The following is a 13,053-nucleotide window of genomic DNA, read 5'->3' as shown; positions in this document are numbered from 1 at the left end:
GCGCGTTCCGCTTCATGCACAATAGCAGCGCTGACCGCGGTGCAACATTCGTCCGAACGGGATATGCCATTCGGCTAGCTTCACCGCGCACGCGCCTCATGGTTTCATTACTCATCTATTGCAAGGAGGTTCCGGATGTCGTCACTGAATACGAGTCTGAAAGGCAAGGTCGCGGTCGTCACGGGTGCGGCTAGCGGCATCGGCAAACAGATTGCATTGACGCTGTCGGAAGCGGGCGCCGCGGTCGCGATTGCCGACCTGAACCAGCAAGGCGCGAACGCGGTCGCCGATGAAATCACGAAAGCGGGCGGTAAGGCGATTGGCGTCGCAATGGATGTCACGAACGAAGACGCGGTCAATCAGGGTATCGACAAGGTCGCGGCGGAGTTCGGTTCCGTGGACATCCTGATTTCAAACGCCGGCATCCAGATCGTTAACCCGATCGAGAGCTACGCGTTTTCCGACTGGAAGAAGATGCAGGCCATTCACGTCGATGGTGCGTTCCTTACTACGAAGGCGGCGCTCAAGCACATGTACAAGGACGATCGCGGCGGCGTCGTGATCTATATGGGCTCCGTGCATTCGCATGAAGCTTCGCCGCTGAAGTCCGCGTACGTGGCTGCCAAGCATGCGCTGCTCGGTCTCGCACGCGTGCTCGCGAAGGAAGGCGCAAAGCACAACGTGCGTTCGCATGTCGTTTGTCCTGGCTTTGTGCGCACGCCGCTCGTCGACAAGCAGATTCCCGAACAGGCAAAGGAGCTTGGTATCAGCGAAGAGGAAGTCGTCAAGCGCGTGATGCTTGGAGGCACGGTGGACGGTGTGTTTACCACCGTCGAAGATGTCGCGCAGACGGTGTTGTTCTTGTCCGCGTTTCCGACCGCGGCGTTGACCGGCCAGTCGTTTATCGTGAGCCACGGCTGGTACATGCAATAAATATGGAGAGCACGAATGGCGCAACGCAACGTCAAGGAGGCTCGCGCAGGCGCGGCCGGCGAGGGTAACGGTCCGCATGCGGGTGCCGCAACCGGCACGCGCGCGAGTAAGCACCTCGAACTACCGCAATACGAGACGGTCGCGCTGATGCTGCAAGGTGGCGGCGCGCTCGGCGCGTACCAGGCCGGCGTGTATCAGGGACTCCACGAGGCAGGCGTGCTGCCGAACTGGATCGCCGGCATTTCGATCGGCGCATTGAACACGGCGATCATCGCCGGCAATGCGCCCGAGCATCGCATCGAGCGGCTGCGAGAATTCTGGGAAACCATCTGCCAGCCGGCATTCGGGCCGCCGTTGCCGCCATTCGTCGAACACGCGTTCTTCAATTCCACTGACGCGGTTCGCAAAGCGTTCACCGCGATGCAGGCAGTGGGTGCGATCGTCGACGGGCAGAAGGGCTTTTTCGTGCCGCGTTTCCCGCCGCCGCTGCCGACCGTGTCCGGGCCGCCGCAACTCGCCAGCTATTACGATACGGCGCCGCTCAAAGCGACGCTCGAGCAGCTTTGCGACTTCGATCGCATCAATTCCGGCGAAACGCGTGTGTCGATCGGTGCGGTCAACGTCGGCACCGGTAACTTCGCTTACTTCGACAACTCGCATCCGGGTACGACGCTGAAGGCCGAGCACTTTATGGCGTCCGGCGCGCTGCCCCCCGGCTTCGGCGCGGTCGAGATCGACGGCCAGTACTACTGGGATGGCGGACTGATGTCGAACACGCCGCTCAATCAGGTCGCGCAGACCACGCCGCGTCGCGACACGCTCGCGTTCCAGGTGGACTTGTGGAGCGCGATCGGCCCGGTGCCGGACAACATCACCGATGTGCAAGGGCGGGTGAAGGACATCCAGTATTCGAGCCGCACACGTATGGTTACGGACATGATGCAGCGTACGCAGCGCTTCCGGCATGTGCTGCGCGAACTGCTAGACCGTGTCGCGCCCGAACATCGCGATGATCCGTGGTGCAAGCTGGCTGAAGAGCTGTCGTGCTCGAAGCGCTACAACGTGATCCATCTGATCTACCGGAACAAGGAATATGAAGGGCACTACAAGGACTATCAGTTCGGCTTGTCGACGATGCATGAGCACTGGCAAAGCGGGCTTGATGACATCCGCGCATCGCTTGCTCAACCCGGCTGGCTCGATATGCCGGACAACGATTCGGGCTTCGTGACGCACGATATCCATCGCGATACACGCTGATCATTGCGGCCGGCTCGGCACAACATAAAAAAGCGGCACGGGTGAACCGTGCCGCTTTCGCTTTGCTCTCTCGCGCCCGTGTGGGCAGACCGAAACGTCCGTTCGCCGCCGCGGTACCGCGTTATTTCAACACGTGCGCAATCGCGTTCGCGACCACATCCAGATTGCGCGTATTCAGCGCCGCGACGCAAATACGCCCCGTGCCGACCGCATAGATGCCGAACTCTTCACGCAGACGATCGACCTGCGCTGAGGTCAGGCCCGAATACGAGAACATGCCGCGCTGCACGTTCACGAAGCTGAAATCGCGGTTCACGCCTGCTGCCTGCAGACGCGCGACCAGGCCGTTGCGCATCGAGCGAATACGGTCACGCATTTCGCCGAGTTCGGCTTCCCACGTCGCACGCAGTTCCGGCGAACCGAGCACCGCCGCGACGACCGAGCCGCCGTGCGTCGGCGGATTCGAATAGTTGGTGCGGATCACGCGCTTCAGTTGTGACAGCACGCGCGTGGTTTCTTCCTTGCTGCTCGTGATGACCGACAGTGCGCCGACGCGCTCGCCATACAGCGAGAACGACTTCGAGAACGACGACGACACGAACACGTTCAGTTCCGACTGTGCGAACAGACGCACCGCGGCTGCGTCCGCGTCGATGCCGTCGCCAAAGCCCTGGTACGCGATATCGAGGAACGGCACCAGCTGGCGCGCCTTCACGACTTCGACGACCTGACGCCACTGGTCGGCCGTCAGATCGACGCCGGTCGGGTTGTGGCAGCACGCGTGCAGCACGATGATCGTGCCCGGCGCGTAACCGTTGAGCGCCGTCAGCATCGCTTCGAAGTTGACGCCGTTCGTCTTTGCGTCGTAATACGGGTACGAAAGCACTTCGAAGCCGGCGCTTTCGAAGAGCGCGCGGTGGTTCTCCCAGCTCGGGTCGCTGATCGCGACCTTCGCCGCGGGGTTCAGACGCTTGAGGAAATCCGCGCCGATTTTCAGTGCGCCGGTGCCGCCGAGCGCTTGTGCCGTCACCACGCGGCCGGCCGCGATAAGCGGCGAGTCCTTGCCGAGCAGCAGTTGCTGCACCGCCGCGTCATAAGCGGCGATGCCTTCGATCGGCAGATAGCCGCGCGGCAGCGCTGCTTCGATACGCGCCTTTTCCGCTTCGCGCACTGCACGCAGCAGCGGAATCTTGCCTTCTTCGTTCGTGTAGACGCCGACGCCCAGATTGACCTTGGTCGGGCGCGGATCGGCGTTAAAGGCTTCGTTCAGGCCCAGGATCGGGTCGCGGGGAGCAAGTTCGACGGCGGAAAAGAGAGACATGATGGATCGGCAGTAGTGAAGAGAATAACGGCGACGGAAAGGCTTCTGAAACAGTTCCGGCAATGGCGGCCGGACGCGGATCGCCACGCGCAACGTGCCATTGTAGCGAATCCGCGCAGGCTTTTCGGCGCAAATCTGTTGGAATGCGGCGCGATGGCCACATATGTGACGTGCGCCGACGGGCGGCGAACGGGCTGCAATCCGACCGCAATCGGGTCGCACCGAGCCGCATCCCGCGATGCGCGATATTTTTGAGTGCCGGATCGCGAAGGCGCGCCCAATCGATAAAGCGCCGGAAAGCTGCGTCGATCTGCTCGTGGTCTGGACACCGTTACACGTAATCCGCGTCCCCACGCCCAGCCCCGCCGCTTCGCAAATCGCTAAAATAGTCGTTTGCTTCCGGCCCAGGATGCCGTCCCATGTCCGAACATCACCTGAGTGAAGTCAACGATGCGCTGGATGAATCCAAGTTCATCTCGTTCGAAGGCTCGCCATTTAGGCTCTATCAGCCGTATGCGCCATCCGGCGACCAACCGACCGCGATCGAGACGCTTGTCGACGGCATCGAGGACGGCTTGTCGTTCCAGACGCTGCTGGGCGTGACCGGCTCCGGCAAGACCTACACGATGGCGAACACGATCGCGCGGCTCGGCCGCCCGGCCATCGTGTTCGCGCCGAACAAGACACTCGCGGCGCAGTTGTACGCGGAGTTTCGCGAGTTCTTTCCGCGCAACGCGGTCGAGTACTTCGTGTCGTACTACGACTATTACCAGCCGGAAGCGTATGTGCCGCAGCGCGACCTGTTCATCGAGAAAGACTCGTCGATCAACGAGCATATCGAGCAGATGCGCCTGTCGGCTACCAAGAGCCTGATGGAGCGACGCGACGTGGTGATCGTCGCGACGGTGTCGGCGATTTACGGTATCGGCAATCCGTCCGAGTACCACCAGATGATTCTCACGCTCAGAACCGGCGATCGGCTCGGGCAGCGTGAAGTGATCGCCCGGCTGATCGCGATGCAGTACACGCGAAACGAGGCGGATTTTCAGCGCGGCACGTTCCGTGTGCGCGGCGACACCATCGATGTGTTTCCGGCCGAGCACGCAGAGATGGCGGTGCGCATCGAACTGTTCGACGATGAAATCGACACGCTGCAACTGTTCGATCCGTTGACGGGTCGCGTGCGCCAGAAAATCCCGCGCTTCACTGTGTACCCGTCGTCGCACTACGTGACACCGCGCGAAACCGTGATGCGCGCGGTTGAGACGATCAAGGCCGAATTGCGCGAACGGCTCGAGTTTTTTCACTCGCAGGGCAAGCTCGTCGAAGCGCAGCGCCTCGAACAGCGCACGCGTTTCGATCTCGAGATGCTGCAGGAACTCGGTTTCTGCAAAGGCATCGAGAACTACTCGCGGCACTTTTCCGGCGCATTGCCGGGCGAGCCGCCACCGACGCTGGTCGACTATTTGCCGCCCGACGCGCTGATGCTGCTCGACGAATCGCACGTGCTGATCGGTCAGTTGAACGGGATGTACAACGGCGACCGCGCACGCAAGGAGAACCTCGTCGACTATGGTTTCCGTCTGCCGTCGGCGCTCGACAACCGGCCGCTGAAGTTCAACGAATTCGAACGCAAGATGCGTCAGGTCGTGTTCGTATCGGCGACACCCGCCGACTACGAAAAGAAGACTTCCGGGCAAGTCGCCGAGCAGGTTGTGCGTCCGACGGGCCTCGTCGACCCGGAAATCGAAGTTCGACCGGCGCGCAGCCAGGTCGACGATGTGCTCGGCGAAATCAACGAGCGTGTGAAGGCAGGCGAACGTGTGCTGGTCACGGTGCTGACCAAGCGCATGGCCGAGCAACTGACCGAATTCCTCGCGGACCACGGCGTGAAGGTGCGTTATCTGCACAGCGACATCGACACGGTCGAACGCGTCGAAATCATCCGCGACCTGCGTCTTGGCACCTTCGACGTGCTGGTCGGCATCAACCTGCTGCGCGAAGGCCTCGATATCCCGGAAGTGTCACTGGTCGCGATTCTCGATGCGGACAAGGAAGGCTTCCTGCGCGCCGAGCGCTCGCTGATCCAGACGATCGGCCGCGCCGCGCGTAACGTGAACGGCAAGGCGATTCTGTACGCGGACAATATGACCGACTCAATGCGCCGCGCGATCGACGAAACCGAGCGGCGGCGTGCAAAGCAGATCGCGTACAACGCGGAGAGAGGGATCGTGCCGCGCGGGGTCGTCAAGCGGATCAAGGACATCATCGACGGCGTGTACAACGCCGACGAAGCGCGCACCGAACTGCGCGAGCAGCAACAGCGCGCGAAGTTCGAAGATATGTCCGAAAAGCAGCTTGCGAAGGAAATCAAGCGCCTCGAAAAACAGATGATGGATTACGCGAAAAATCTCGAATTCGAAAAGGCCGCGCAAGCACGCGATCAACTCGCGTTGCTGCGCGAACGTGTGTTCGGCGCGAACGTCGGCGACCATCTGACCGGTACCGATTGACCATGCAACATTGCGTTCCCTTGCGCCACATGGGCGATGTGCGACATCGAGTCGACCCTGCTGATTTCCGTCGGCGCAATGATCACAAGCTTCCCGTAAACCCCTGACGCGACGGGGTTTCCTGCATATCTGGCATTTGTCCCGAAACCGGAAGAGTGATACACTCGCCACAAGTATTGAGAATGGTTCGCATTACCGTTCTTTACTGCTTTCGCAGTCAGGTTGTGAAGGCTTGAAGTGAGTGGCGGTAGCGGGTCTAACGGCTCGCTTCAGTTAAAAAAACAAAGGAGTTTCGATGCGCATTTCGTCAATTTTGTGCGGCGGCATGCTTGCCGCCGCGATGGCAATCGCAGTGCCTGCCGCGGCTGCCGAGTACCCGATCGGCAAACAGCAGATTCAGGGCGGTATGGAGATCGGCGCCGTGTATCTGCAGCCGATCACGATGGACCCTGAAGGAATGATGCGCAAGGCATCGGATTCGGACATCCACCTGGAAGCCGATATCCATGCGGTCAAGAACAATCCGACCGGCTTCGCGGAAGGCGACTGGATGCCGTACCTGCAGGTGCATTACGAACTGACGAAAAACGGTTCGAGCTGGTCGCAGAAGGGCGATCTGATGGCGATGGTCGCAAACGATGGCCCGCACTATGGCGACAACGTGAAGCTGTCGGGACCGGGCAAGTACCACCTGAAGCTGATCGTCGAACCGCCGATGCAAATGGGCCATATGGCGTTCGGCCGCCACGTCGACAAGGAAACCGGCGTGGGTCCGTGGTTCAAGCCGTTCACGCTCGACTACGACTTCACGTTCGCGGGCATCGGCAAGAAGGGTGGGTATTGAACGGATTGCATGGAGAGCCGCGGAGTTGAAGCGCGGTTCGGGTGAGCGGGTCGATCGGCGAACGTGCGATGCGCGCGGCACGTTCTTAAGTGAAGCTTCAGGGATGATGCATGAGACTTAACAACAGGATTGCGCTTTTCGCAATGGCAGTGTCGGTGGCTTGCTCGGCCGCTTTCGTCGAGGTTGCGCACGCGGCCGACTTGCCGACGTTCACGCTCGAGATGAGCGATGGCAAGTTGAACCCGCCCCGCATCGAGGTGCCGGCTGGTCAGCGCATCAAGATCGAGGTGCACAACGTCGGCAAGGGCGCGGCTGAGTTCGAAAGCGTCGAATTGCGCAAGGAGAAGGTGCTGGCGCCGGGCGCATCGTCGTTCGTCGTGATCGCACCGCTGTCGCCGGGCGAGTACAAGTTCTTTGACGATTTTCATCAGCAGGCGCAGGGCGTGATTGTCGCGAAATAACGGGGCTGTGCTCGGGCGGTCGGTCGGCGGTTCACTCAGGCAAGGATCAGAAACGCGTACGCGTTCTCCGCAATGCGGTTGGAGGTATCGATGGGTCAGGTGATGTTCGTGGTGTGGCGGGAGAGCGTCGAGGCGCTGCTGGTCGTCGGCATCCTGTATGCATGGTTGAAGAACGGCGATCAGAATGCGCGGCGCGGCTTGCCTTACCTGTGGGCGGGCGTCGGCGCGGGCGTGCTCGCGGCGATCGCGCTGGGCGCCGCGCTGGTCGGCTTCACCGAGGTGCTGTCCGGCGATGCGCAGGACTATTTCCAGACCGCGATCGTGCTGATCGCCTGCGTGCTGATCGTGCAGATGGTGCTGTGGATGAAGAAGCATGGCCGCACGCTCAAACGCGACATGGAACAATCGCTGCAGAAGAGCACGCAGGACGCGAACTGGTGGGGCATCACACTGCTTGTCACGCTGGCGATCGCGCGCGAGGGGAGCGAGACGGTCATCTTTCTGTACGGCGTCGGCTTCGGGCAATCGGGGCATGTCGCGGTGAGCCAGGTATTTGCCGCTCTGATCGGTCTCGCGCTTGCTCTTGCGACGTTCTATGTGCTTCAGCTCGGCGGCAAGATCTTCTCGTGGCGGCTCTTTTTCCGCATTACCGAAATCATGCTGCTGTTCCTCGGCGCGGGTCTGTTCCAGACGGGCGTCGACAAACTGATCGACAAGGAAATCCTGCCGACCCTCATCGACCAGGTGTGGAACACGTCGGCCATTCTCGATGATTCGAGCACCTTCGGCTCGCTCGTCGCGACGCTCACCGGCTATCGCGCGCATCCGGCGCTGATGAATCTGCTCGCATATGCGGCGTACTGGGCGGTCGTGTATCTGCTGATGCGCCGCGCACAGCGTCCGGTTGCGCATCGACAGGCAGGGCGCGCCGCATGAGCAGCGTGGTCAGCGGCCGCGGCCGGCTTGCCGGAGTCGGCTTATGGATGCAGCGCAACGGTGCGGCGATTCGCGGCATTCAGTGGGTCGTCGTCGCGGTGTACGCGTTTCTGATTCTGGTCCCGGCGTTCACGCCGTTGCCTGGCGACACCGCGCATCTGTGGAACAACCTCACGCTCGCCGCGCAGTTCGTGTTCTGGGGCATCTGGTGGCCGTTCGTGTTGCTGTCGATGGTGATGCTCGGGCGCGTGTGGTGCGGCGTGCTGTGCCCCGAAGGCGCGCTCGCGGAGTTTGCGAGCAAGTTCGGGCGCGGCCGCGCGATTCCGCACTGGATGCGCTGGGGCGGCTGGCCGTTCGTTGCGTTCGGCATCACGACCATCTACGGACAGATGGTGAGCGTCTATCAGTATCCGAAGGCGGTGCTGCTCGTACTCGGCGGATCGACGTTCGCGGCGATGATCATCGGCTTGCTGTACGGACGCGAGAAGCGCATCTGGTGCAAGTACCTGTGCCCCGTCAACGGGGTTTTTGCGCTTCTGGCGCGCCTCGCGCCGTTTCACTACAAGGTCGACGAAGACGCGTGGCGCCGTTCGTACAAACAGGGCGAGCACGGCCATCGCGTGATTCCGATCAACTGCGCGCCGCTCGTGCCACTGCGCAACATGAAAGGTGCGGCCCCGTGCCATATGTGCGGGCGCTGCGCTGGCCATCGCGATGCGATCGCGCTCACCTGGCGCAAACCTTCGTCGGAAGTCGTCGATCTCGGCGACAAGCAGGCGAACGCATGGGATACCGCGCTGATCGTGTACGGGCTGCTGGGTATCGCGATCGGCGCATTTCACTGGACCGTGTCGCCGTGGTTCATCGGCATCAAGCAGTTCCTCGCGACGTGGCTGATCGATCGCGACATCACCTGGCCGCTGGAAACCGATCACGTTCCGTGGTTCCTGTTCACGCATTATCCGGAGCAGAACGACGTCTTTTCGTGGCTCGACGGCACGATGGTGATCGGCTACATCCTCGTGACAGGGCTCATGTACGGCACCGTGCTGCTTGCGTTGATGGCGGGCGCGGCCCGCTCGCTCGGCCGCTTCGACGTCAGGCGGCTGCATCACATCGCGCAGGCGCTGATCCCGATTGCGGGCACGGGCGTATTTCTCGGCCTGTCGGCAACCACGCTGTCGTTGTTGCGCGCGGAGCATGTGCCGCTGTTCTGGGCGGCGGATGTGCGGCTCGTGATCCTCGCGATTGCGAACCTGTGGAGCACGTGGCTCGCGTGGCTTGTGACGCGCCGTTACAGCGCGCGGTTTTTGCAGCGCGGGTTCACAATGGTATGGTTCGTCGCTGCACTGGCGGTCGTCGATAGCGCGTGGTGGCTGATGTTCTGGGGCTGGGCGCACTAACCGCGCGCCAGATAACCGGAGGGAGACACCCGTGAGAAGCAAACTTGTTCTAACCGACGATGACGTCAGAAAGATGGCTGCCGCAGCCGAAGCGCATGCAGCCGCGAATCAGTGGCACGTGACGGTGGCGATTTTCGACGACGGCGGTCATCTGCTGTATCTGCACCGGATGGATGGCGTCGCGGCAAGCACCGTCGAAATGGCGATCGGCAAGGGCCGTACCGCATTGCTCGGGCGCCGCGAAACCAAGGTCTATGAAGACATCATCAAGCAGGGACGCACCGCGTTTCTGAGCGCGCCGCTGGTGGCAATGGTCGAGGGCGGTGTGCCGATCATTGTGAACGGCGAGGTGGTCGGATCGATTGGTGTGTCGGGCGTGAAGTCCGATCAGGATGCGTCGATTGCTCGCGCAGGCATCGCGGCGCTGGACCAGGCCGGCGCGCAATGACGCATTGAACGGCGACTCGCGGTTCCCCCGCGCGGGACGCTGAGTGGTTCGGGTAGCGGCGTCGAAGGTCGCCCAAAAGCGGAAAAGCCGTGCGATGTCTCCATCCGCACGGCTTCTGCCAGTTCATTGCAATGCACAGCGCCCGGACCCAATGGCCACTTGAGCGCGTTGCTGGAGTGAGAACCAAAAAAACGGCCTGGCTGGCTTCGACGGCTGGCTTGATATCTGCACGAAGGGGTCTAGATCTCGCGTGCAAGCCGTCGTGGCTGGCTAAAGCCCAACACCTCTCGCAGAGGTGGTCCCCACAATACCCGGTGTGACTCACTGTCGCGCTTTCAGCACTCTCGCGCCGCAGCGGACGTTGTTCGTTACTTCGTCAGAATCAGTTTGCCCAAACGCGTCGCGCGCAGCTGATACGTTTCGCCGTTGTGCGAGATGCTGACATGGCTGCGGCCCTGCAGCAGCGTGTCGCTACGGATCACGCGCTCCGCATCCGGAATATCGGCCGACACGCTATTCGTGCGTTCCGGCCGGTCCCCGGACGGCGTCGCTGCCAGTGTGCTGGCTTTGCTCGCACGGCTGGTAGTCAGGGCTTGCGACGCCGGGCGGCGCAAGCTGAGCGTGGAAGAGCGCGTCAGATTCGTCATTCGTGCCATCGGTTTGTTCAATTCGATGGAGATGATTCTAAATGATAACTATTCCTATTTACATGTAATTCAATTCATCGGAACGGCGTTCTGATAGGTTTGATCGAAGGGCCGAGGATCGGGTTGGTGGCTCGCGAATGGGGCTCGCTATGGACAATCGAAGCGACTATCGAAGCGACTATCGAAGCGACTATCGAAGCGGCCCCACGCGCCTATCACATCCACCGACGGCCGATATCAGTGCAGCTGATCCGGCGCGTTCAAGCCAAGGATGTATTCGCGAATCAGCCGCACGGTATCGATGTCCGACTCGCGATACGCGGACTTGACGATCTCTTGCGTCTGACGAACGTCGTTATCCGCCGGCCGCTCTTCGGTGGTCGGCAGCGTGGTCCGATATTCGAAGCGCAGAAAGAGCTGCACCGGGTCGGGCTGTTCGATCGACATCGTCAGCGAGCCGCCGACGTGCGACGCGGTCGCCATGATGTCGTAGCGCACACTTTCCTTCGGCAGCATCGTCACATGGTCGCGCACGATTGCATGGCCGTAATGAAGTTCGCGCTCGAGCGTGCTCTCGGTGCGCGACAGAATCGTGCAGCTGTCCAGGCCCAGCACGAATAGCTGCGGTTGTTCAGCGCGCAGCACGAGGCCATCCCACAGCTGGTCGCGCGTCATATCTTCGACGAGCGGGTTCAGCGGATCGTTGATCTGCACCAGGTGTTCAAAGTTCAAAGCGACAGTTCCCGTAAGCGCGCAATGTCATCAAACGACGGTCAAACCCGTACGAATCGCGATCGGCCGCGTCAGGATCTTGTGCACCGGACAGGCATTGGCGATTTGCAGCAATCGCTCCCGCTGCTCGTCGGATAAATTGCCTTCGAGTGAAATCTGGCGATCGATGGTCGATCCTTGCTCGCCGGTTTCGATCGATAGCGTGACGCGCACGTCTTCAAGTGGCCAGCCTTTACGTTGCGCATACATCTTCAGCGTAATCGACGTGCATGCGCCGAGACTCGACAGCAGCAGCCCGACCGGTGTCGGCCCGCGGTCCCCGCCGCCCAGCGACTCCGGTTCATCGGCGATCCAGGTGTGCGCGCCGTCGTCGAAAAGAACCTTGAAGTTGGTCGAGCCGATGTGTGCGGTAACGTTGGACTCTGCCATGTATGCTCCTGTGCGGATGAAATGCGGCGCGCGGCGCAAGAGGCCGCGCGCGTGTGAGTTGCCAGTGAATTGCGGTCAATCGCTATTGTGACCGAAATCTCGCGGAACATCGTGGTCCGGGTGACAGAGCCAAGCCAACGCACGCGCAATCGGCGAGCAACAAGCCACAAGCCACGCGCGATCAGTGCGTGATACGGCCCATGCGACCCGCCTGGTAATCGATCACGGCCTGGCGGATTTCGTCTTCGGTATTCATCACGAACGGGCCATAGCGCACCACCGGTTCGTTGAGCGGCACGCCGCCGAACAGCAGCACATCGAGCGGGGCGTCGCCGGCCGCGAGCGCGATGCTGTCGCCGTCGTTGCCGAACACGACCATCTTCTGCGCGTCGATCGCCTGCTGGCCTTCGCCATACAAGCCGGTGCCGGACAAGCCATACGCGAACACGCGATACTCGCGCGGCACCGGATGCACGATCTGGGCGCCGGGTTGCAGCGTGAAATGCTGGTAGAGAATCGGCGTGCGCGTTTCAATCACCGCTTTCGCGCCCAGCGCATCGCCTGCAATCACCTTGACACGTACCTTTCCGTCCACTGACGTCGCCACCGGAATGCGCGTCGACGGAATTTCCTGGTAGCGCGGCTCGATCATCTTGTCACTGCGCGGCAGATTCACCCAGAGTTGCAATCCATGCACGCGGCCGCCGGTTGCCACAAACGAAGGATCAGGCATTTCGCTATGCACGACGCCCGCGCCGGCGGTCATCCACTGCACATCGCCCGCATGCAGTGTGCCGGAGTGTCCCGCCGAGTCCTTATGGCCGAACTGACCTTCGAGCACATATGTCACCGTTTCGAAGCCGCGGTGCGGATGATCGGGCGCGCCCTTCGCTTCGCCTGGCGCGTAGTCGACCGGACCCATTTCATCGAGCAGCAGGAACGGGTCGAAGTCCATCAGCATGCGGGTCGGAAAGGGGCGATGGACGATAAAACCGCCGCCTTCGGTTGTGCGAACGGCGGGATACGTGCGTTCTATCGTGCGGGTCGTGCTCATCAAAATCACCTCGGAAAATGGGGAATCACGTTGTTTTTGAAACAGTAGGGCTATTATATGGACCACTTTTCG

13 protein-coding genes are annotated in these 13,053 nt (G+C 61.4%); 8 read left to right on the top strand and 5 right to left on the bottom strand.

The window, feature by feature from the left end; translation table 11 throughout:
* Nucleotides 1-135: 135 nt before the first annotated feature.
* Nucleotides 136-933: a 3-hydroxybutyrate dehydrogenase gene (locus BX592_RS28635; protein WP_134196658.1), complete on the top strand. Its 798-nt coding sequence runs from the start codon at nt 136-138 to the stop codon at nt 931-933.
* Nucleotides 934-948: 15 nt separating this feature from the next.
* Entirely contained in the window at nt 949-2,193 is a 1,245-nt protein-coding gene (locus tag BX592_RS28630) for a DUF3734 domain-containing protein (RefSeq protein ID WP_134196657.1), read from the top strand.
* A 121-nt stretch (nt 2,194-2,314) separates the two neighbouring features.
* Here BX592_RS28630 and BX592_RS28625 read toward each other — a convergent pair whose 3' ends face one another.
* Complete coding sequence (locus BX592_RS28625; RefSeq protein WP_134196656.1) at nt 2,315-3,514, bottom strand: amino acid aminotransferase; 1,200 nt, start codon at nt 3,512-3,514, stop codon at nt 2,315-2,317.
* A gap of 419 nt (nt 3,515-3,933) precedes the next feature.
* On the opposite strand from BX592_RS28625, the gene uvrB reads away from it, so the two are divergent.
* The 6 genes from uvrB to BX592_RS28595 all read left to right on the top strand — a co-directional run bounded on the left by uvrB (nt 3,934) and on the right by BX592_RS28595 (nt 10,119).
* Nucleotides 3,934-6,027, top strand: coding sequence for an excinuclease ABC subunit UvrB (gene uvrB, locus BX592_RS28620; RefSeq protein ID WP_134196655.1), 2,094 nt, complete (start codon nt 3,934-3,936; stop codon nt 6,025-6,027).
* Between the two features lie 295 nt (nt 6,028-6,322).
* A complete protein-coding gene (locus BX592_RS28615; RefSeq protein WP_134196654.1) occupies nt 6,323-6,871 on the top strand; it encodes an iron transporter in 549 nt (182 codons plus the stop codon).
* Nucleotides 6,872-7,014: 143 nt separating this feature from the next.
* A complete protein-coding gene (locus BX592_RS28610; protein ID WP_134196675.1) occupies nt 7,015-7,332 on the top strand; it encodes a cupredoxin domain-containing protein in 318 nt (105 codons plus the stop codon).
* A 90-nt stretch (nt 7,333-7,422) separates the two neighbouring features.
* Nucleotides 7,423-8,268, top strand: a complete 846-nt coding sequence (locus BX592_RS28605; protein WP_134196653.1) for an FTR1 family iron permease — start codon at nt 7,423-7,425, stop codon at nt 8,266-8,268.
* Nucleotides 8,265-9,671 (top strand): 4Fe-4S binding protein, encoded by a 1,407-nt coding sequence (locus BX592_RS28600; RefSeq protein WP_134196652.1) that lies wholly within the window; start codon nt 8,265-8,267, stop codon nt 9,669-9,671. Before BX592_RS28605 ends, BX592_RS28600 begins: the two co-directional genes overlap by 4 nt.
* Nucleotides 9,672-9,702: 31 nt before the next feature.
* Nucleotides 9,703-10,119, top strand: coding sequence for a GlcG/HbpS family heme-binding protein (locus BX592_RS28595; RefSeq protein ID WP_134196651.1), 417 nt, complete (start codon nt 9,703-9,705; stop codon nt 10,117-10,119).
* 368 nt (nt 10,120-10,487) lie between these two features.
* Here the strand turns inward: BX592_RS28595 and hemP are convergent, their stop codons facing one another.
* The 4 genes from hemP to BX592_RS28575 form a co-directional block, all read right to left on the bottom strand.
* The gene (gene hemP / locus BX592_RS28590; RefSeq protein ID WP_134196650.1) at nt 10,488-10,766 is read right to left on the bottom strand and encodes a hemin uptake protein HemP; all 279 of its coding nucleotides are present in this window, start codon (nt 10,764-10,766) and stop codon (nt 10,488-10,490) included.
* Between the two features lie 237 nt (nt 10,767-11,003).
* Entirely contained in the window at nt 11,004-11,498 is a 495-nt protein-coding gene (locus tag BX592_RS28585; protein ID WP_134196649.1) for an SRPBCC family protein, read from the bottom strand.
* A gap of 30 nt (nt 11,499-11,528) precedes the next feature.
* The gene (locus tag BX592_RS28580; RefSeq protein WP_134196648.1) at nt 11,529-11,927 is read right to left on the bottom strand and encodes an OsmC family protein; all 399 of its coding nucleotides are present in this window, start codon (nt 11,925-11,927) and stop codon (nt 11,529-11,531) included.
* 181 nt (nt 11,928-12,108) lie between these two features.
* On the bottom strand, nt 12,109-12,981 hold the full coding sequence (locus tag BX592_RS28575) for a pirin family protein (protein WP_134196647.1): 873 nt from the start codon (nt 12,979-12,981) through the stop codon (nt 12,109-12,111).
* Nucleotides 12,982-13,053 lie beyond the last annotated feature (72 nt).

Source organism: Paraburkholderia rhizosphaerae (assembly GCF_004366595.1).
GTDB classification, from domain to species: Bacteria; Pseudomonadota; Gammaproteobacteria; order Burkholderiales; family Burkholderiaceae; genus Paraburkholderia; species Paraburkholderia rhizosphaerae.
This window is presented reverse-complemented; position numbering and strand designations above follow the sequence as displayed.

Excerpts from the sequence above, each read along its gene's own strand:
- BX592_RS28580 (WP_134196648.1), bottom strand. The coding sequence starts at position 11,927 with ATGGCAGAGTCCAACGTTACCGCACACATCGGCTCGACCAACTTCAAG.
- BX592_RS28600 (WP_134196652.1), top strand. The coding sequence starts at position 8,265 with ATGAGCAGCGTGGTCAGCGGCCGCGGCCGGCTTGCCGGAGTCGGCTTA.
- BX592_RS28630 (WP_134196657.1), top strand. The coding sequence starts at position 949 with ATGGCGCAACGCAACGTCAAGGAGGCTCGCGCAGGCGCGGCCGGCGAG.
- BX592_RS28625 (WP_134196656.1), bottom strand. The coding sequence starts at position 3,514 with ATGTCTCTCTTTTCCGCCGTCGAACTTGCTCCCCGCGACCCGATCCTG.
- BX592_RS28615 (WP_134196654.1), top strand. The coding sequence starts at position 6,323 with ATGCGCATTTCGTCAATTTTGTGCGGCGGCATGCTTGCCGCCGCGATG.
- BX592_RS28610 (WP_134196675.1), top strand. The coding sequence starts at position 7,015 with ATGGCAGTGTCGGTGGCTTGCTCGGCCGCTTTCGTCGAGGTTGCGCAC.
- hemP (WP_134196650.1), bottom strand. The coding sequence starts at position 10,766 with ATGACGAATCTGACGCGCTCTTCCACGCTCAGCTTGCGCCGCCCGGCG.
- uvrB (WP_134196655.1), top strand. The coding sequence starts at position 3,934 with ATGTCCGAACATCACCTGAGTGAAGTCAACGATGCGCTGGATGAATCC.
- BX592_RS28605 (WP_134196653.1), top strand. The coding sequence starts at position 7,423 with ATGGGTCAGGTGATGTTCGTGGTGTGGCGGGAGAGCGTCGAGGCGCTG.
- BX592_RS28635 (WP_134196658.1), top strand. The coding sequence starts at position 136 with ATGTCGTCACTGAATACGAGTCTGAAAGGCAAGGTCGCGGTCGTCACG.
- BX592_RS28575 (WP_134196647.1), bottom strand. The coding sequence starts at position 12,981 with ATGAGCACGACCCGCACGATAGAACGCACGTATCCCGCCGTTCGCACA.